The sequence below is a fragment of the Pseudomonas sp. SDO5532_S415 genome (assembly GCF_054071155.1).
In genome coordinates this window covers 1-16,758 of record NZ_JBSVWS010000137.1, presented here as the reverse complement: position 1 = coordinate 16,758, position 16,758 = coordinate 1, and the positions used below count along the sequence as shown (strand labels likewise).

The 16,758-nt window shown below is 60.9% G+C and carries 14 protein-coding genes; 4 read left to right on the top strand and 10 right to left on the bottom strand.

All coding sequences use genetic code 11. The annotated features are described in order from the left end of the window. The first annotated feature begins 96 nt into the window (after positions 1-96). From ACW9HW_RS23115 to ACW9HW_RS23105, 3 genes are all read left to right on the top strand, one after another. A complete protein-coding gene (locus tag ACW9HW_RS23115; protein WP_457401858.1) occupies positions 97-1,380 on the top strand; it encodes a Zn-dependent hydrolase in 1,284 nt (427 codons plus the stop codon). A gap of 178 nt (positions 1,381-1,558) precedes the next feature. Beyond that, a complete protein-coding gene (locus ACW9HW_RS23110; protein ID WP_457401857.1) occupies positions 1,559-3,055 on the top strand; it encodes a PAS domain S-box protein in 1,497 nt (498 codons plus the stop codon). Positions 3,056-3,241: 186 nt separating this feature from the next. Further along, positions 3,242-3,493 (top strand): DUF1652 domain-containing protein, encoded by a 252-nt coding sequence (locus ACW9HW_RS23105; protein WP_095195001.1) that lies wholly within the window; start codon positions 3,242-3,244, stop codon positions 3,491-3,493. A 494-nt stretch (positions 3,494-3,987) separates the two neighbouring features. On the opposite strand, the gene ACW9HW_RS23100 is transcribed toward ACW9HW_RS23105, so the two are convergent. Then, positions 3,988-4,755: an SDR family oxidoreductase gene (locus ACW9HW_RS23100; protein ID WP_095195000.1), complete on the bottom strand. Its 768-nt coding sequence runs from the start codon at positions 4,753-4,755 to the stop codon at positions 3,988-3,990. A 44-nt stretch (positions 4,756-4,799) separates the two neighbouring features. Then, positions 4,800-5,867 carry a phosphotransferase family protein gene (locus ACW9HW_RS23095; protein WP_457401856.1) on the bottom strand — a complete coding sequence of 356 codons (1,068 nt, stop codon included), beginning with the start codon at positions 5,865-5,867 and terminating at the stop codon, positions 4,800-4,802. A 191-nt stretch (positions 5,868-6,058) separates the two neighbouring features. Here ACW9HW_RS23095 and ACW9HW_RS23090 point away from each other — a divergent pair, with 191 nt between their 5' ends. Further along, positions 6,059-6,454, top strand: coding sequence for a DUF4280 domain-containing protein (locus tag ACW9HW_RS23090; protein WP_457401855.1), 396 nt, complete (start codon positions 6,059-6,061; stop codon positions 6,452-6,454). A gap of 83 nt (positions 6,455-6,537) precedes the next feature. On the opposite strand, the gene ACW9HW_RS23085 is transcribed toward ACW9HW_RS23090, so the two are convergent. From ACW9HW_RS23085 to ACW9HW_RS23050, 8 genes are all read right to left on the bottom strand, one after another. Further along, positions 6,538-7,080, bottom strand: a complete 543-nt coding sequence (locus ACW9HW_RS23085) for a toxin-antitoxin system YwqK family antitoxin (RefSeq protein WP_095194997.1) — start codon at positions 7,078-7,080, stop codon at positions 6,538-6,540. 12 nt (positions 7,081-7,092) lie between these two features. Then, a complete protein-coding gene (gene tssI, locus ACW9HW_RS23080; RefSeq protein WP_457401854.1) occupies positions 7,093-9,102 on the bottom strand; it encodes a type VI secretion system tip protein TssI/VgrG in 2,010 nt (669 codons plus the stop codon). Positions 9,103-9,144: 42 nt separating this feature from the next. Next, positions 9,145-10,170, bottom strand: coding sequence for a hypothetical protein (locus tag ACW9HW_RS23075; RefSeq protein ID WP_457401853.1), 1,026 nt, complete (start codon positions 10,168-10,170; stop codon positions 9,145-9,147). A 115-nt stretch (positions 10,171-10,285) separates the two neighbouring features. Beyond that, positions 10,286-12,829, bottom strand: coding sequence for a type VI secretion system ATPase TssH (gene tssH / locus ACW9HW_RS23070; RefSeq protein WP_457401852.1), 2,544 nt, complete (start codon positions 12,827-12,829; stop codon positions 10,286-10,288). A gap of 2 nt (positions 12,830-12,831) precedes the next feature. Then, a complete protein-coding gene (tssG, locus tag ACW9HW_RS23065; protein ID WP_457401851.1) occupies positions 12,832-13,857 on the bottom strand; it encodes a type VI secretion system baseplate subunit TssG in 1,026 nt (341 codons plus the stop codon). Continuing rightward, the gene (gene tssF / locus ACW9HW_RS23060) at positions 13,821-15,614 is read right to left on the bottom strand and encodes a type VI secretion system baseplate subunit TssF (protein WP_457401850.1); all 1,794 of its coding nucleotides are present in this window, start codon (positions 15,612-15,614) and stop codon (positions 13,821-13,823) included. Before tssF ends, tssG begins: the two co-directional genes overlap by 37 nt. Next, positions 15,598-16,041: a type VI secretion system baseplate subunit TssE gene (gene tssE / locus ACW9HW_RS23055; RefSeq protein WP_457401848.1), complete on the bottom strand. Its 444-nt coding sequence runs from the start codon at positions 16,039-16,041 to the stop codon at positions 15,598-15,600. Before tssE ends, tssF begins: the two co-directional genes overlap by 17 nt. Positions 16,042-16,056: 15 nt before the next feature. Then, positions 16,057-16,554 (bottom strand): Hcp family type VI secretion system effector, encoded by a 498-nt coding sequence (locus ACW9HW_RS23050; protein WP_095194990.1) that lies wholly within the window; start codon positions 16,552-16,554, stop codon positions 16,057-16,059. Between the last annotated feature and the right edge of the window lie 204 nt (positions 16,555-16,758).

Sequence of the window (16,758 nt, the reverse complement as noted above, 5' to 3'; positions counted from 1 at the left end):
GAAAACCTGTGGGAGCTGGCTTGCCAGCGATGAGGGCCTGAAGAACACCAACGAATTGCCTGAAGAAACACATAAGAACAGCCTGAGGAGATCCCCATGAACGCAGCCGTAGACGTTCTGCAATCCAGCCATCAGCACATCAACCGCGACCGCTTGTGGCAGTCGCTCATGGAGCTGGCCAAGCTCGGCGCGACGGTCAAGGGCGGTGTCTGTCGCCTGGCCCTGACTGATCTCGACCGCCAGGCCCGTGATACGTTCGTGACGTGGTGTGAGGAAGCCGGCTGCACCGTCAGCATCGACGCCGTGGGCAATATCTTCGCCCGTCGTCCAGGGCGCAATCCGGATCTGCCGCCGGTGATGACCGGCAGCCACATCGACACCCAACCCACCGGCGGCAAGTTCGATGGCTGCTTCGGCGTGCTGGCCGGCGTCGAAGTGCTGCGCACCCTCAATGACTTGGGCATCGAAACCGAAGCGCCGCTGGAAGTGGTGGTGTGGACCAACGAAGAAGGCTCGCGCTTCGCCCCGTGCATGATGGGCTCCGGCGTATTCGCGGAAAAATTCACCCTGGAAGAAACCCTGGCCAAGGTCGATGCCGAGGGTGTGACCGTCGGTGAAGCGCTGAACGCCATCGGCTATGCGGGGCCGCGCGCGGTCAGCGGTCATGCGGTGGGCGCCTATTTCGAAGCGCACATCGAGCAAGGGCCTATTCTCGAGGACGAACGCAAAACCATCGGCGTCGTCATGGGTGCCCTCGGGCAGAAATGGTTCGACCTGAAGCTGCGCGGCGTCGAAGCCCATGCCGGTCCGACCCCGATGCATCTGCGCAAGGATGCACTGGTTGGCGCCGCGGTGATCGTAGGCGCTGTCAACCGCGCCGCACTCGGCCATCAACCCCACGCCTGCGGCACCGTCGGTTGCCTGCAAGCCTATCCCGGTTCCCGCAACGTCATCCCCGGGGAAGTGCGCATGACCCTGGACTTCCGCCATCTGGAACCGGCACGCCTGGACTCGATGATCGCCGAGGTCCGCGAAGTCATCGAAACCACTTGCGAAGAACACGGCCTGACCTACGAGCTGACACCCACCGCCGACTTCCCGCCGCTGTACTTCGACAAGGGCTGCGTCGAAGCGGTACGCGGTGCCGCGCAAGGGCTGGGCCTGTCGCACATGGACATCGTCAGTGGCGCGGGACACGACGCGATCTTCCTCGCCGAACTCGGCCCGGCCGGAATGATCTTCGTGCCGTGCGAAGGCGGCATCAGCCACAACGAAATCGAAAACGCCGCACCGGATGACCTGGCGGCGGGGTGCGCGGTGTTGTTGCGGGCGATGCTGGCGGCTTCGGCAGCGATTGCGAAGGGGCAATTGGCGGCATAAGGATTGCCCTAGTCTGCCTGTGGGAGCGAGCCTGCTCGCGAAGGCGGTTTCACCTTCAACGTGGATGTTGGCTGACACACCGCTTTCGCGAGCAGGCTCGCTCCCACAAGTTCTTCGCACTATCGCAGACCCTGGCGGTCGTACTCTTCACAGGGATAATCGCATGTGTGGAGCGCCAATGAGCCAGGACGTCCTGACCACCGAAACCAGTCGCCGCCAGTTGCAGCAGATCATCACCGGGCTGTCCGACGGGGTGATTCTGCTGGAACTGGATCAGACGATTGTCTGGGCCAATGACGCCGCGCTGGCCATGCATGGTGTGGCGCGGATTGGCGAGCTGGGGGCCGATGCCGAGGACTATGTCCGGCGTTTCGCCTTGCGCTATCGCAACCATCATCCGGTGCCGGCGGATAACTACCCGATTCACCGCGTCGCGCGTGGCGAGACCTTCAGCGATGTGCTGGTGGAGCTGACCCCGGCCCATGACGAAGAACGCACCTGGGTGCACTGCGTGCGCAGCCTGGTGGTGACCGACAGCCACGGTGAGCCGGAGTCGCTGGTGCTGATCATGGACGATGTCACCGACTGGGCCAGCGCCGAGCAGCGCTTCGAAAAAACCTTCGCCGCCAACCCCGCACCGGCAGTGATCTGCCGGCTCAGCGATCTGCGCTACATCAAGGTCAATCCCGGTTTTCTCGAAATGACCGGTTTAGCAAGGGATCAGGTGATCGGCAGCTCGACGTACGAGCTGGACGTGCTGGATCAGGCTGAAAACAAGGACCTGGCCAAGCAGCGCTTGCGTGAAGGCACGACCATCCCGCAGATGCAGGCCGAACTGCGTATGGCGGATGGCCGCAACAAGCAAGTGATCGTCGCCGGCCAACCCCTGGAACTCAACGACGAACCCTGCATGCTGTTCTCCTTCGTCGACATGGAGCCCCGGCGCAAGGCCGAAGTCGCCCTGCGTCAGAGCGAAGAACGTTTTGCCAAGGCGTTCCGCCTGACACCGGTGCCGATCCTGGTCTGCAGCGCCGAGGATCAGGTGGTGCTGGATGTAAATGAAGCCTTTCTCGAGACCCTTGCGTATCCCCGCGAAGAGGTGCAGGGCAAGACCATCGCCGAGATCGACTTCATCCATGACAAGGGGGCGAGGGCAAGGCTGTTCACTGCACTGGAAAAAACCGCAAGTCTGGATCGTATTGATGTTCGCGTGCGTAAAAAAAACGCCGAGGTGATTGATTGCGCCGTGTCGGCGGACACCGTCAACATTCAGGACAATCCTTGCTATTTGCTGGTGTTGATGGACATCACCGAGCGCAAACGCACGGAGCTGGAGTTGGTGGCGGCTATCGAAGAAGTGATGAAAGACGCTTCGTGGTTCAGTCGCACGCTGATCGAAAAACTGGCCAACGTGAAGAATGTCAACTCGCCGCAACTGCCCAGTGTGTCCTTCGCCGACCTGACCGTTCGCGAGCGTGAGGTGCTGGAGCTGATCTGCGAGGGGCTGGCCGACAAGGAAATCGCCGCGCGACTCAAGCTTGCGCCGAACACGGTGCGCAATCATGTGGCGACGGTCTATTCCAAGCTCGATGTGCACAGTCGCAGCGAGGCGATCGTCTGGGCGCGCGATCGTGGGTTGTTCGCCGGGGCAGGGCGATCCAGGGGGCAGCGCTAAGGTGCAAATGCACCAGGTGTCATAGTGCAAATGGACGTTTTGGCAGGGGGCGGCGGCTCTTAGGCTGAGAGCGTGCGAACGGGGATCCATGGATCTTCCGCGCGCGATTTACGAAGCCGCTCAAGGATCAGCCATGTACTCCATATCCATCACGTTTGCCGTCCCTTGCCACGAGGGTCGATTGCAATGATTCATCTGGCGCAACTGCGGCTGCAACTGGAACGCAGCTTTTCTCCTCTGGCCTGCGAATGCACCATTACCGGTGATCATTCGTTGACCGTGAAGCTTTACCATCCGGTATCAGGGCAGGTGGACCTGGTGGTCAGCGGGTTGAACGTGTCAGTGCTCAACACCCACGAAGCAGTGGTCACGCTAATCGAGGAACTGCGCTACGAACTGGAGAGCAATACCCTGCATCGCCCCGATCCTGTGCGCTAGTTTTTGTCGGTTTTGACTACAAACCGGACTGGAAAACCCACAAAAACGGCTTTTCTGTGACCCACTCGTGAACTTTTTGGCAGTGTTTTGTTGTCACAAACTTGTCGATCACTTATCGCGGGTCATCCTATGAAAAGTCTTGGGAAACGCGTTTTTACCTCTGTTGCACTGTGTGCCTTGATGCTCGGTGGCTGTTCCAGCCCGCCGCCACCTCCACCCGCCGCGCCACCCCCACCGCCTGAAACGACTTGTCAGGCTTCCGATAGCACCCAGGTAATGGGTGATATGCGGGCCGAAGGGCAGGTGACGCGCGAGACCACCGTGACCCGGTGTGTCACGCAATAGGCTAACTCACCCTGTGGCGAGGGAGCTTGTCGGATCGCCGCACCGTCCCGTTGGGCTGCGAAGCTGCCCCAAAAAAGAGGGACTGCTGCACAGTCCAGCGGGAGCAAGCTCCCTCGCCACAAGTTATTTGTGGCCAGTGCTGTCGTGGATCAGGACAGGAAGCCGCCATCGACGTTCAGCGAAACGCCGGTGGTGTAGCTCGACGCATCGCTGGCCAGGTAAAGCACCGCACCGGCCATTTCGCTTGGGTCCGCCACGCGCTTGAGCGGAATCTGCTGCAGCGCGGTGTTCAGGATGGCCTCGTTCTTGACCAGTGCTGAAGCGAATTTGGTGTCGGTCAGGCCCGGCAGCAGGGCGTTGCAGCGGATGCCGAATTGCGCGCATTCTTTGGCGAACACCTTGGTCATGTTGATCACGGCGGCCTTGGTCACCGAATAGATGCCCTGGAACACACCCGGCGAGACGCCGTTGATCGACGCGACGTTGATGATGCTGCCACCGCCGTTCTCGCGCATCAGCTTGCCGGCTTCCACCGACATGAAGAAGTAGCCGCGAATGTTCACGTCGACAGTCTTCTGGAACGCACTCAGGTCGGTATCCAGCACGTTGCAGAACTGCGGATTGGTCGCCGCGTTGTTGACCAGGATGTCCAGGCGCCCGAACTGTTCCTTGATGCCGGCGAAGACCTGGCTGATCTGCTCCATTTCACCGATATGACAGGCGATGGCCGTGGCTTTGCCACCCGCGGCGATGATTGCATCGGCCACGTGCTGGCAGCCGTCGAGCTTGCGGCTCGAAACGATCACATGGGCACCTTGCTGCGCCAGCAGTTTGGCGATGGCTTCACCGATGCCGCGGCTGGCGCCGGAGACGAAAGCGATCTTGCCGTCGAGGTCGAACAACTGAGTCTTGGACATGGGGTTCCCTTATGAAAAGTCTTGTTATGGAGCCAGGGGCGTAATCAGAGATCGGACTTCTGGATGACTTGCAGGCTCATCTGTTCCAGCAGTTTGTTCATGTGAATGAACTGCGCGAAGCGTTTGTCCTGGGTCTGGCCATGGTAGAAGCGGTAGTAGATCTGCTGCACGATGCCGGCCAGGCGGAACAGGCCGTAGGTGTAGTAGAAGTCGAAATTGTCGATCTGGATGCCGGAGCGCTGGGCGTAGTAATCGACGAACTCGCGACGGGTCAACATGCCCGGTGCGTGGCTTGGCTGGCGGCGCATCAGTTGCACCGGCGCCGGGTCCCCGGCTTCGATCCAGTAGGCGAGGGTGTTGCCCAGGTCCATCAGCGGGTCGCCGAGGGTGGTCAGTTCCCAGTCGAGCACACCGATGATCTGCATCGGGTTGTTCGGGTCGAGGATCACGTTGTCGAAGCGGTAGTCGTTGTGCACGATGCTGGAGGTCGGGTGATCGGCCGGCATCTTGTCGTTGAGCCAGGCTTTCACCGCTTCCCACTGCGGCGCGTCGGGGGTCAGGGCCTTCTCGTAGCGATCGCTCCAGCCTTTGATCTGTCGTGCCACGTAGCCTTCGGGCTTGCCCAGGTCGCCCAGGCCATAGGCGTTGTAGTCGACCCGGTGCAGCTCGACGAACTTGTCGATGAAACTCTTGCACAGCGCTTCGGTTTTCGCTGAATCGAGGCCCAGTTCCGGGGGCAGTTCGGAACGCAGGATGATGCCCTTGACCCGCTCCATCACGTAGAACTCGGCGCCGATCACCGATTCATCGGTGCAATGCACATAGGCTTTCGGGCAATACGGAAAGCCGTCGCGCAGTTGATTGAGGATACGGAATTCACGCCCCATGTCATGGGCGGATTTGGCCTTGTGGCCGAACGGCGGCCGACGCAGGACGAACTCCTGTTCGGGGTATTCGAGCAAATAGGTGAGGTTGGACGCGCCGCCCGGAAACTGGCTGATCTGCGGCAAGCCGCTGAGGCCCGGAATGTGCGCCTTGAGGTATGGATCGATCAGGCTGGCATCGAGTTCTTCGCCGGAGCGGATACGGGTGGACTGGTCAGTAAGCGCCATGCTTATCCCTTCTGCTTATTTTGGAGGCCAGACATCATTGGCTAATCTAATGGTGTGCCTTGAGCGCCACAAGTGCGACACGGTCTTATAGGTTAGCGTGTTGCCGGATAATCAGCGTTCCTGATGTGTGAGAAACGGTCTCGGGGGCTATGGTTGAAAGGGGCTGATGGTTTCCAGGAAGGAGGTGTGAAATGGGCTGTCCGCAAGTGTGCGCCAGCGCCACCCTGCAATGCAGCTTCGGCGCCGCGCCGGCGGTGCTCAATGTGCTGCCGGTGAACCGCACGCTGACAGGCGGGCTGCCGGCGGCGAACATCATGGATCACATTCCGCTGGTGAATGTCACGACGTTCGGCATGTGTACGAGCCTGGCCAACCCGACGGTCGCCGCTGCGACTGCCGCGGCACTCGGGGTGCTGACGCCGATGCCATGCATCCCGGCCACCGCAACACCGTGGATTCCCGGAGGCCCGCCGACCGTGCTGCTGGGCAGCATGCCGGCGCTGGATGCCAACAGCACCTTGATGTGTAACTGGGCCGGGGTGATCAAAATCGTCATGCCGGGGCAGATGCAGATGCTCATTCCTTGATTTTTTGCAGGTACAGCATTCACCGAAAATGTTGATCGTGACGGCCTCTTCGCGAGCAGGCCCGAACATTCGCCACAACAGATTCAGGTCTCGGCCGGCTCGTTCCAGCGCCGAAACCACCAGCGCACCCTTGAGATCGGCTTGCCCTGGACATCCAGCGGCCGCCCATCGCTGGTGTAGCCTTGTTCCGGCTCGATCAGTTGCCCATTGAGATAGTGGGCCTCCACCGCCGGTTTGCCATTGGGATGAAAACGCTGGTAACGCCCCTCGCGAACACCATCGCGGTAGAGCTCGACTTCGGCCAGTTGGCCGTCGGGGAAGTAATTGAAGGCCTCGCCATCCAGCAGCCCGCGACGGTAAGAGGCCTTGCGTTGCAGCCAGCCTTCGGGGGCGTAGAAACTGGCGACGCCTTGCAGTTTGTCCTGTACGAAAGGCAGCTGCGCCGAGAGCTTGCCATTGGGGTGATAAAGCAGGGTCGTGCCTTGCAACGCGCCCTGGCTGTAGTGCAAATCGGCCTGGGCGCGACCGCCATCCTTGATGTGCAGCGCGCCGTCGAGTTGTCCGTCGAGCAAGTGACCCTTGAGCTGTTTATCGTTCTGCTGCACATCCAGCGGCGTTATGGCCATGGGCGCTCCCTGTCAGTTGACTTGCACCAGACCGCCCTTGATGGTCAGCATGCCGCCACCATCCACGGTCTGCGAAGCGGCTGCCTTGTTGGTCAGGCTGATTCCGGCATCGTTGGTCATCGTGGTGCCGGCCTTGTTTTCCAGCGATGTTCCGGCCTGATTGCTCAACGACGTCCCGGCTTTCTGACTGATCGAGGTGCTGGCCTGGGCCGCCAGGTCGGCACCGCTCTTGATCATAAAACTGCCACCGCTTTGCAGGGTCAGGGTGCCGCTCACCTTGATGGTCAGGTTGCCGTCCACCGTCAGGCTGTAATCGCCGGTGACCTTGTGTTCGTAATTGCCGCCAGTGCTGTGGTTCTGGTCGGCACCGACCTTCACCGTGCGGTTGTCCTTGACGTCGAGACTGTCGGTGCCGGTCTGTATCGTCACACTCCGGTTGCCTTTCTCCAGGGTCACGGTTTCGTCACCGTCCTTCACTGTCCGGGTGCGCGCGTTTTGCACCGTGAGGGTTTCGTCGTGACCGACCGTGGCGGTGGAGTCGTTGAGCACGTTGATCTTCAGATCTTTCTGCGCCTGCAAAAACACCTCTTCGGCGTCTTTCTTGTCTTCGAAGCGCAACTCGTTGAACCCGCCACCGCCCTTGGACGACTGAGTCTTGATCCCCGATTGCGTCTGATTGGCGGGCAAGGCGTAGGGCAGGGCGTTGTCGCCGTTGTAGACGCAACCGGTGACCAATGGCCGATCCGGATCGCCGTCGATGAAAGTCACGATCACCTCCTGGCCGAGGCGCGGCACGAATTGCATGCCGAAACCCTTGCCACTCCAGGGCAGCACCACGCGCACCCAGCACGAGCTGGTCTCATCATTTTTGCCATCGCGATCCCAGGGAAACTGCAACTTGATTCGACCGTATTCGTCGGTCCAGATTTCTTCCCCGGACTTGCCCACCACGACCGCTGTCTGTGGATGCATTCGCGGCTTTGGCGTGGTGCGCGATGGACGAAAAGGCGTGGCCTTGGGGATGGCCTCGAAACGGTTGCGATAGTTCTCATGGCTGACGTCATGGGTCACCCGGGTCACCACCCAGTCGATGTTCAGCGTCGAGTCATCGTGCCCGGCGAGGGTGAACCAATGCCCCGGGACCAGCCAGCGGCAGTCGCTCTCGCCGACAAACCGCTTCTCCTCGCTGCGCAAGCCGTCCACCCGTTGTTTGGTCAGCGCATCGCCTCGGGCCTTGGCGGTGTAACCGCCCGGATGCTCATACAGCGAGCGTGGCCCGGCCACCGCTTCGGCCTGGGCGTACAGTGAGGTCGTCGGGGTGGTGAATTCGTAATCCGTCGCTCGATACACCCCGGCCACCGCCTGCACACACACCTGGCCCGCGCGAATACCGTGCAGCTCGCGCTCGCCCGGTTGCTGGCCGAGGTAATTGACCTTGGGGCCGTTGGGAATCGGCACAAACGCATCGTTGCTGTCGCCCAGCACCAGCGTGTGCTTGCCTTCTTCGTGGGTGAAAAACCAGAAAATCCCTTCGTCCTGCAACAGTCGCGAGATAAAGCTGAAATCAGTTTCGCCGTACTGCACACAATACTCGCGCGGGGTGTAGCTACCGGTGAGCGAGAGTTTGAAGTCAGTAAAGCCGTGGGCCTTGAAAATCGTGGTGACGATGTCCGAGGTGCTGAGGTTCTGGAATACCCGGTTGTTGCTGGCCAGGGTCAGCCACCAGAGCCATGGCCTTAAAACAAGCTGATAACGCTCGGCCGTGGCATCGGCGGGGAGTTGGCGGATTTCGGCGACCAGCGCGTCCAGCGGGCGGGTTTGGGCGTCGTTGTGCAGGGTGGTGGTGACATGGGTGGCGATGGTGGTGGTCAGGTTCAGCGAAGATTCGTCGGTGAGGCCGTTGAGGATTTGCTGGCCAAACTGGTTGAGGGCTTCTTCACCGGAAATCGACTCAGGATAAAGCACCGCCAGCGATGCAGCGGTCAGGGAAAGACTGGTGTTAGTGTCGATGGAACGAGGCATCGAGTAACCTCAAAGATGATAGTCAAGAACCTCAACGCAATTCTATAAGCTGGCCACGCGAAATCTGGCCAGGAAATACAACGCTTGGTTATACATACTCTCTGGCAGACTGGCTAACGGGTTTACACCAAACTCTACTGCCGCGGTCATTACCCCGAACATTCTGTGAACCGGTGTTGCGGTATCGGGATATATTTGATTCCAATAAGCAAAAATCACATAAGCGAATGCCTGAATTTCTTCCTCTCTAGCCCCGGCTTTTAAGGCGACGCTCAGCATCAGGTGAGTCGTGTATGAAGGGCCAGCCCAGATCGGTAGATTGCTTCTGCGTGCTCTGGCGGTCCAATTATGGTCTTCCCGAGGTGTGCCGACATTGACTCGCATTGTTTCTTTGGTAATACGACCGTTATCCATGGGCGTTTCCGTCCATTTTATCGTGCCGGCAAGGTTATGTGTAATGTCATATAAGTAAGGCAACAAAGTTGCCGAGTCCAGAGTCCAGTAGCAGTCAGTCCAGGCTTTCCAATCCAAAGGGGCGTGCAGTGTTGAGTACTTTTCCTTTAGTAACTTATCGCGCTCCGCCTCGATAATATTATTTTCAGCATAGGTGTTGATCTTTTTGGAGAGTGTTACCATTATTTTTTCTATGCCTTTTGATCTGAGTATGTCACCGGCGAGTGCGGTTTCTGTAATGAGTGTGGGTGTCGAGGTATATTCGCCGTAGATGGCCAGTGCCAGGTCTACGTAATTGTTGTAGTAACGAAACTGCGCAACCACCCCCTCTCTTTTTCGAGCAGCCATGCCGTCGCTACTCATCATGGCGTACATTGTCTTTTTGTCGCTGTCATAATCGGAGTAACGCATCCAGTTGGTCAGGATCCTGAACATGCTGGGAATATCTTTTTTATCGATGCTCAAGGCGTTACACACTTGCATGAATCGTGAAACTACCGCGAGGCACTCTCTGTCTTTAATTAAGTAGTATTTATCATCATTGCCTTTGGGCGTATCTTCCGAGTAGACGCCGTCGAAAATACGAAGTTCTGATCCTTTATGCATGAATAACATAGTAGCCTCGCTGTTATCCGTCCTGTATTAAAGTCGATAGTTTCATAAGGTCATAATAAAAGTGCTCCAGTGAAGCTGAGCGCTCCTGCCTGAGTCGGTCCGGTATTTGCCTGTACTACTCCAACACCCACTCCGCCAACTTCCCCGTCACCTGCGTCATCAACACATTTTCAACATCCCGGGCACCCGCCGCGCTGCACTTGGCCAGCACCGCCTGCACAATCCCGGTATCGAACTCAAACTGCTTGCCGGTCGCAGCCTTGTAACGCCCGCGCAGTTTCTCCAGCTTCGCCAACACAATCGCTTCCAGTGTCGTCTCATCCAGCGGCCGGTACGCCACCACCGTCATGCGCGCCAGAAAGGCCGGGCGAAACGCTTGCAGCAACACCTTGTGCAGGGATTCGTTGAAGGCGTCGGTGCCGAGTTGCGCCACCGGCGTGTCGAGCAGCAATTCAGCGCCAACGTTGCTGGTGGCGAGCATCACGGTGTTTTTGAAGTCCACCACCAGCCCGGTGCCGTCCTCCATCACGCCTTTGTCGAAGACGTTGTAGAAGGCTTCGAGCACGTCCGGGTGGGCCTTTTCGATTTCGTCCAGCAGCACCACGGAATAGGGTTTGCGCCGCACCGCTTCGGTGAGGACGCCGCCGCTGCCATAGCCGACGTACCCGGGTGGTGCGCCTTTGAGTTGGCTGACGGTATGGGCTTCCTGATACTCCGAGAGGTTGATGCTGATCAGGTTGCGTTCGCCGCCGTATAGGGCATCGGCCAAGGCATAGGCGGTTTCGGTTTTGCCGACGCCGGTGGGACCGACGAGCAGGAACACGCCGACCGGTTTTTGCGGGTCGGTGAGCCCGGCACGATAGGCTTGCAGGCGTTGCGCGATGGTGTTCAGCGCGATGCTCTGGCCCATCACCCGCTGGCCCATGCGCTGGCCGACGGTGCGTACGGCATGGGCTTCGTCGGCGAGCATTTTGCCCACCGGGATGCCGGTCCAGCCGGCAATCACCGCTGCCACGGTTTTGGTATCGACCTGTTCCGGCACCAGCGGATCGTCCTGGCGGATCGCGTCGAGCCCGGCTTCCAGGCGCAGCAGTTCGGCGGCCAGGTGATCGATGCGGGTGTCGGTGGCTTCATCAGGTTTGTCGCTGTCGGCGCGCTCGCTCAAGGCCAGCAATTCACGACGGGTATCCAGCAGTTCGCGCACCGCCACCCGCTCTTCGCCCCAGCGGGTTTCCAGTTCGCGAATGGTCTGTTCGTTGCTCAGCGATTCGCCCTCGAGCCCGGTGATGCGTTCGCGATGGTCCAGTCCGGTGGCCTGTTCCCGGCGCAAGCGTTCGACTTCGTCTTTCAGGCTTTGCTGGCGGTGGCGCAGGCTCTCCAGCGGGGGCGGCACGTCATGTTGGCCGAGGGCGACCCGGGCGCACGCGGTGTCGAGCACGCTGATGGCCTTGTCCGGCAACTGGCGCCCGGAGATGTAGCGGTGCGAAAGCTTTACGGCTTCATGAATGGCCGCGTCGAGTACCTGCACGCCGTGATGCTCTTCCAGTTTGGCGGCAACTCCGCGAAGCATTTCCACGGCGGTGGTTTCGTCCGGTTCTTCCACTTGTACCAGTTGAAACCGCCGGGCGAGGGCCGGGTCTTTCTCGAAGTATTTTTTGTATTCCAGCCAGGTGGTGGCGGCGAGGGTGCGTAACTCGCCACGGGCCAGCGCCGGTTTGAGCAGATTCGCTGCATCACTGCCGCCCTCGGCACCACCGGCGCCGATCAGGGTGTGGGCTTCATCGATAAACAGAATGATCGGTTTTTCGGCACTGCGCACGGCGTCGATCACTCCTTTGAGCCGCTGTTCGAACTCGCCCTTGACCCCGGCTCCGGCCTGCAACAGGCCAAGGTCCAGCACTCGCAGGCTGACGTCCTGTAGCGACGGCGGTACGTCGCCGGCGGCGATGCGCAGGGCCAGCCCTTCGACCACGGCGGTCTTGCCGACGCCCGGTGCGCCGACCAGGATCGGATTGTTCTGCCGGCGCCGCAGCAGGATGTCGATGCACTGGCGGATTTCGCCATCGCGACCGACGATCGGGTCGATGCGCCCGGCATGGGCGTCGGCGGTCAGGTCCTGGGTGTACTGATCGAGTACCGGGTCTTGCTTGGGTTGCGCACTGTCCTTGGCGACAGCGCGCACAACGCCCACATGTTCCCGTGACTTTTCCGTCCACTCCAGCAGGTTGGCGCGCAGGGCTTCACGGGGGATGCGCAGCAGCGATGACGCGCTGTTGAGCAGCAGGCTGCGGCGCTCGTCGCGGTCGATCAGCGCCAGCAGCAGCAGTCCGGAGCGGATGCTGTCCAGGCCTAGCACACTGGCCTGGACCACGGCGTCTTCCAGCAGGCCGAGGGTATGGGTCGAGAGTGCCGGTGTGCGGGTGCAGCCAGACTTGAACAACTCCAGCGCCTTGTTGATTTCGGCGCTCAAGGCATCGCGCTCCAGGCCGAAGCGCGGCAGCAGCAAGGTAAAGTCGCCACCTTCGATATCCAGCAGCTCCAGCAGCAGGTGTTCGATTTCGACGTAGTGATGGCCCCGTTGCAGGCAGCGTTGCGCCGCCCGTTCGAGGGCGCGGCGGTTGTCCGGGTTGAGGCGTCCGATGAGGCTGGCGAGTTCCATGTTCAGGTGATCTCCAGCTGACGAAGGCGGGTTTCGATGCGTTGCACGGCGAGGCTGCTCTGGCGATGCAAACCGCCGTTCCAGCCGAGCAGGGGCGCAGCGTCGCGACCGAGTTTCAGAGGTCCGGCACCGCGCACCAGCAACACCAGGGTGATGTCCAGGTCGGGACCGAAATACAGGGCGCTGAGGCTGGCCAATGGCGGGTGGGCTTCACCGTTCGGCAGAAAGCGTGCCGCTTGCGCCGGGCTCAGCGGGCCGAGCGTGAGGCGGATCCCGGCGTGTTCATCCCACACCCGCGTGCCCGCCACGGCGTTGCGACCCAGTTGCAGGTTGCGGCCACCCGGTTGCAGTCGGCTGCGACTGGCTGGCGGGATTTCGCGCCAGGCTCCTTCATAAGCACCGAGTTGCACCGGCAATTCAAACTGCTCGCGCACGATGGCGGCAAAACCGGCCAGTGAACGACGGCCATCGGCGTACAAGGCACTGCACGCCAGGACGGCGCTGTCGGCGATGGCCTGGCGCTCCTGCAAGGCCTTGGGCAGCAAACCGGTCAGCGCTCGCAACTGCGCGTGTACCGGGGAGGCGCCGGGCGGGGTGAATCCCACGGCAATCCGGTGTTTGCGCATCACTTTGTACAGCAGGCTCAACAGCCGATGCTGGAACAGATCGAGAAACTCGGCGGGTGCGTGATCCCTGGCCTTGGCCCGCTGCTGCAACCATTCCTGATAAGCGTAGGGCAAGGGACCGTCGGGGCCGCCGAGGCCAAACACCGGAGTGCAGAGAACCGGGGGGGCGCCGGGTGTTTCACTCAGGCTTTCGACCTGGCTGGCGGCGAACAGCGGCGTCAACGGCCCACGCAAGCGCAAGGCTTCGGCCTGGGGGGCACTGCCGCTGCCCAGCGTCGCGGCTTGCGGGTGTTCGCGCTCCAGCAGTAACAATGCCTGCAATAACTCGAACGCCTGCGGATCGCGGCGCAAGCGTTGGCTCAGGCTCAGAGCGAAAGGGGCATGCCGGCTTGGGGTTGCCATGCCTTGACCTCCTTATCGGACTGCACCAGCACCGTGCGCACGAACCGGTTAGCCGTGGCATACAGGGAAAAAAACTGCGCCAGCACCGCCGAAAACAACACAGCGCTGCTGCCGACGAAATGCTGCGGGTCGAGGTGCAGGCGCACTTCCAGTCCATTGCGCCACCCGCGCCAGGCGTCTTCGCCGATATGGGCGATCACCCGCTCGCAACCCAGGCCCAGCAGGCCCTGAATCTGGCGCAAGGCCGAGGCCTCATCGCGCAGGTTGTGCAACTGCAGGATTTCCTTGAGGGCGTCCAGCGCCTGTGGACCTTCGACCAGCGACAAATGATTGAGGGTCAATTGCGACACCAGACGCCAGCGCGACTCACCGCCCAGTTGCGGCAGACTCTGGGCGCTGGGCGGATTGCGCAATCGCGCCCAGGCCACCGGTCCCGGCCGTTCGAAACCCAAGGGGGTGCCGGCCGGCAGGCTTTGCGCCAGGTGTCGATTGGTGCAGAGCAGGTCGGCGGTAAGGCTGTAGTCGAACAGATCAGTGAGTGGATTGAGTCGCGCGTCCACCAGGCTTACCAGCAAGTCGCTGCCCAGGCGATTGGGGGTCAAAGCGCTGACCCGACGCGCATGCCAATAGCGCTGACGCTCACCGCCACCGTGCTGGTTGCCGTAATAGGCGGGTACGCGCTGCACGCCTTGGGCGGAGCTGGCGCGCAGGGTGCGGACACTGTGGATTTCGACGCTGTTTTCCCGGTGACTGTCAGCGATCAATCGGTATTCGCTGCGGGTGCCGTCCGGGCGCAACGGTTCCGAGGTGCGCGGGAACAGGTTGATGACCGGTGCGCAACCCAGGGCAATGTCGCTGGCCTGAAGCGGCAGGCGGCCAGCCGGGGCACGGTCGAAGGCGATGTACAGGAACAGCGTCTGCTCAGTGCTGGTGGCGCCGGCCAGCGGCAGGTCGAAGAAATTGAATTTCTCCGGGAACGCAAAATATTCGGCCAGCAGACGCATGCCGGGATGCACGCCGTCTTCGTCCGGCAGCAGCACCTCTTCACTGGCGAAACCGACGATTTTCGGTAATCCATGCAAGGCCTTCGGAACGCTGCCCGGTGGCCCCGCGAGGACGCTGACTGCATGGGCGCCGAGCAGGTCATAGAGGCAGGCATTGGTCACCGGTGATGCGGCCAGGTGCACCCGCAACTGTTCGATACCGAGATCTTCCCAGCGGGTTTCCCCCAGGCAGCGCAGGCTCAGACGCAGTGCCGAACGGGCCTGCATCACGCCGGTCAGTGCCTGGGCTTCATCGCTGCCCAGCAACAGTGCTTCGGTGATTTCCACCGGCCACAACCGCACCGCCGCACTGGTGCGAAAGTGAATGCTTTCGCCTTTGCTGGTGGTGACGAACAACGGGGTGTCCCGGGGTAACGGATAACCTTCATCCAGTTTGCCTTTGCCCGGATCGGGCTCGAACTGCACGATTGCGCAGGACGGCAGCGGACGCATGGCCAATGGGTAGAGCTGTTCAAGCAGGGCGTCGCTGAATTCGGCGTAATCGTCATCGAGCCGCCGTTGCAAGCGCGCCGCCAACAGCGCGAAGCCTTCCAGCAAGCGTTCGACATGCGGGTCGGGACACTCGTCCGGCGACAGTTCCAGGCGCCGGGCGACCTTGGGGTAGCGCTCGGCGAACTGGCTCCCGGCGTGTCGCAGCCAGGTCAGTTCGCGCTGGTAATAGTCGAGCAGTTGCGGGTCAATCGAGTCGCTCATGGCGCACCTCCAGACCCTCGCCGGTCTGTTCGATGACAAACGCCACCGGCCAGTGCTGGCGGCCGCTGCGCAATTGACCGAGCAGGCGAATGCTCAGTTGCTGTGGTTGCCCCGGTAACGGATTGACCTGAACCTCACCCAGCAGCAGGCGCGGTTCGAAATGCTCGATGGCCGCGCGGACTTCCCGCGTCAACTGACGCCGGTCATCGCTGCGCTGCTGTTGCAGGGCGGTCCAGTCAGCGATGCCGTAGTCGAGGATGCTTGGCGGGGAGGTCAGCGCCCGTGGTCCACGGCGGGTGTTGAACAGGCGCTGCAACTCCGTGTGCACCGAGTCGAGCAGGTCCTGGCGATCGAATACCTGCGCGGTATCCGTCTCGCTTGAGGCCAGGCGCTCGAACAGCGGGGGGAGTATGCCGGTGCCTGCCATGGCCGCCGCGCCCGCTTACTTGACCAACTTGTTGGCGGCCATATCCCAGGTCGAGGCGGCCGTGCCTTCCTTGGTGCCGTCGTCTTTTTGCGCCGTGAGCTCCCACTTGATCTTGGTGAAATTCAGCGACAGGGTTTCCACCGGTTTACCGCCAGTGCCACCGCTGACACTGACATTGGACAGCACCACATTGGTCAGGGTGTAGATGATAAACGGCATCAGCTTACCGCTGCCTTCGGCGGCGTTGCGACCGATGGTGATCTTGGCTTCCGGGATCGGCTTGCCGGCGCAGCAGTATTCGTTGAGGGAAGGGGTCGAGCTGTCGACGAATTTGGTCAGGGTGAACTCGCCGATGTGCGGCTTGCCGGAGGTGCGCTCCGAGTTGCTGACATCGTTGGTCACTTGCATCGCCACGTTGTGGCTGTAGGACATGACTTCGATCTTGTCCGTGTAGCCCTCGAGCAGGCTGTCACCTTTGATGTCACCGCCGAGGTCGAGAATGATTGCATCCATCGCATGAGACTCCTGAAGGTTATCGTGATAAGTGGAGGAACAACCCATTGGCCGAACACCGAACCTGTTAAGCCGAACGCTGAACCTGTGGCGAGGGAGCTTGCTCCCGTTGGACTGCGTAGCAGTCCCATTTTCCGGGGTCGATATGCAAACCAACGGGAGCAAGCTCCCTCACCACAGGTTTCCGTGCAGCCACAGGTTTCA

What these genes read in the sequence shown, in the direction of transcription:
- ACW9HW_RS23115 (WP_457401858.1), top strand. Translation starts at nt 97, where the DNA reads ATGAACGCAGCCGTAGACGTTCTGCAATCCAGCCATCAGCACATCAAC.
- ACW9HW_RS23110 (WP_457401857.1), top strand. Translation starts at nt 1,559, where the DNA reads ATGAGCCAGGACGTCCTGACCACCGAAACCAGTCGCCGCCAGTTGCAG.
- ACW9HW_RS23105 (WP_095195001.1), top strand. Translation starts at nt 3,242, where the DNA reads ATGATTCATCTGGCGCAACTGCGGCTGCAACTGGAACGCAGCTTTTCT.
- ACW9HW_RS23100 (WP_095195000.1), bottom strand. Translation starts at nt 4,755, where the DNA reads ATGTCCAAGACTCAGTTGTTCGACCTCGACGGCAAGATCGCTTTCGTC.
- ACW9HW_RS23095 (WP_457401856.1), bottom strand. Translation starts at nt 5,867, where the DNA reads ATGGCGCTTACTGACCAGTCCACCCGTATCCGCTCCGGCGAAGAACTC.
- ACW9HW_RS23090 (WP_457401855.1), top strand. Translation starts at nt 6,059, where the DNA reads ATGGGCTGTCCGCAAGTGTGCGCCAGCGCCACCCTGCAATGCAGCTTC.
- ACW9HW_RS23085 (WP_095194997.1), bottom strand. Translation starts at nt 7,080, where the DNA reads ATGGCCATAACGCCGCTGGATGTGCAGCAGAACGATAAACAGCTCAAG.
- tssI (WP_457401854.1), bottom strand. Translation starts at nt 9,102, where the DNA reads ATGCCTCGTTCCATCGACACTAACACCAGTCTTTCCCTGACCGCTGCA.
- ACW9HW_RS23075 (WP_457401853.1), bottom strand. Translation starts at nt 10,170, where the DNA reads ATGTTATTCATGCATAAAGGATCAGAACTTCGTATTTTCGACGGCGTC.
- tssH (WP_457401852.1), bottom strand. Translation starts at nt 12,829, where the DNA reads ATGGAACTCGCCAGCCTCATCGGACGCCTCAACCCGGACAACCGCCGC.
- tssG (WP_457401851.1), bottom strand. Translation starts at nt 13,857, where the DNA reads ATGGCAACCCCAAGCCGGCATGCCCCTTTCGCTCTGAGCCTGAGCCAA.
- tssF (WP_457401850.1), bottom strand. Translation starts at nt 15,614, where the DNA reads ATGAGCGACTCGATTGACCCGCAACTGCTCGACTATTACCAGCGCGAA.
- tssE (WP_457401848.1), bottom strand. Translation starts at nt 16,041, where the DNA reads ATGGCAGGCACCGGCATACTCCCCCCGCTGTTCGAGCGCCTGGCCTCA.
- ACW9HW_RS23050 (WP_095194990.1), bottom strand. Translation starts at nt 16,554, where the DNA reads ATGGATGCAATCATTCTCGACCTCGGCGGTGACATCAAAGGTGACAGC.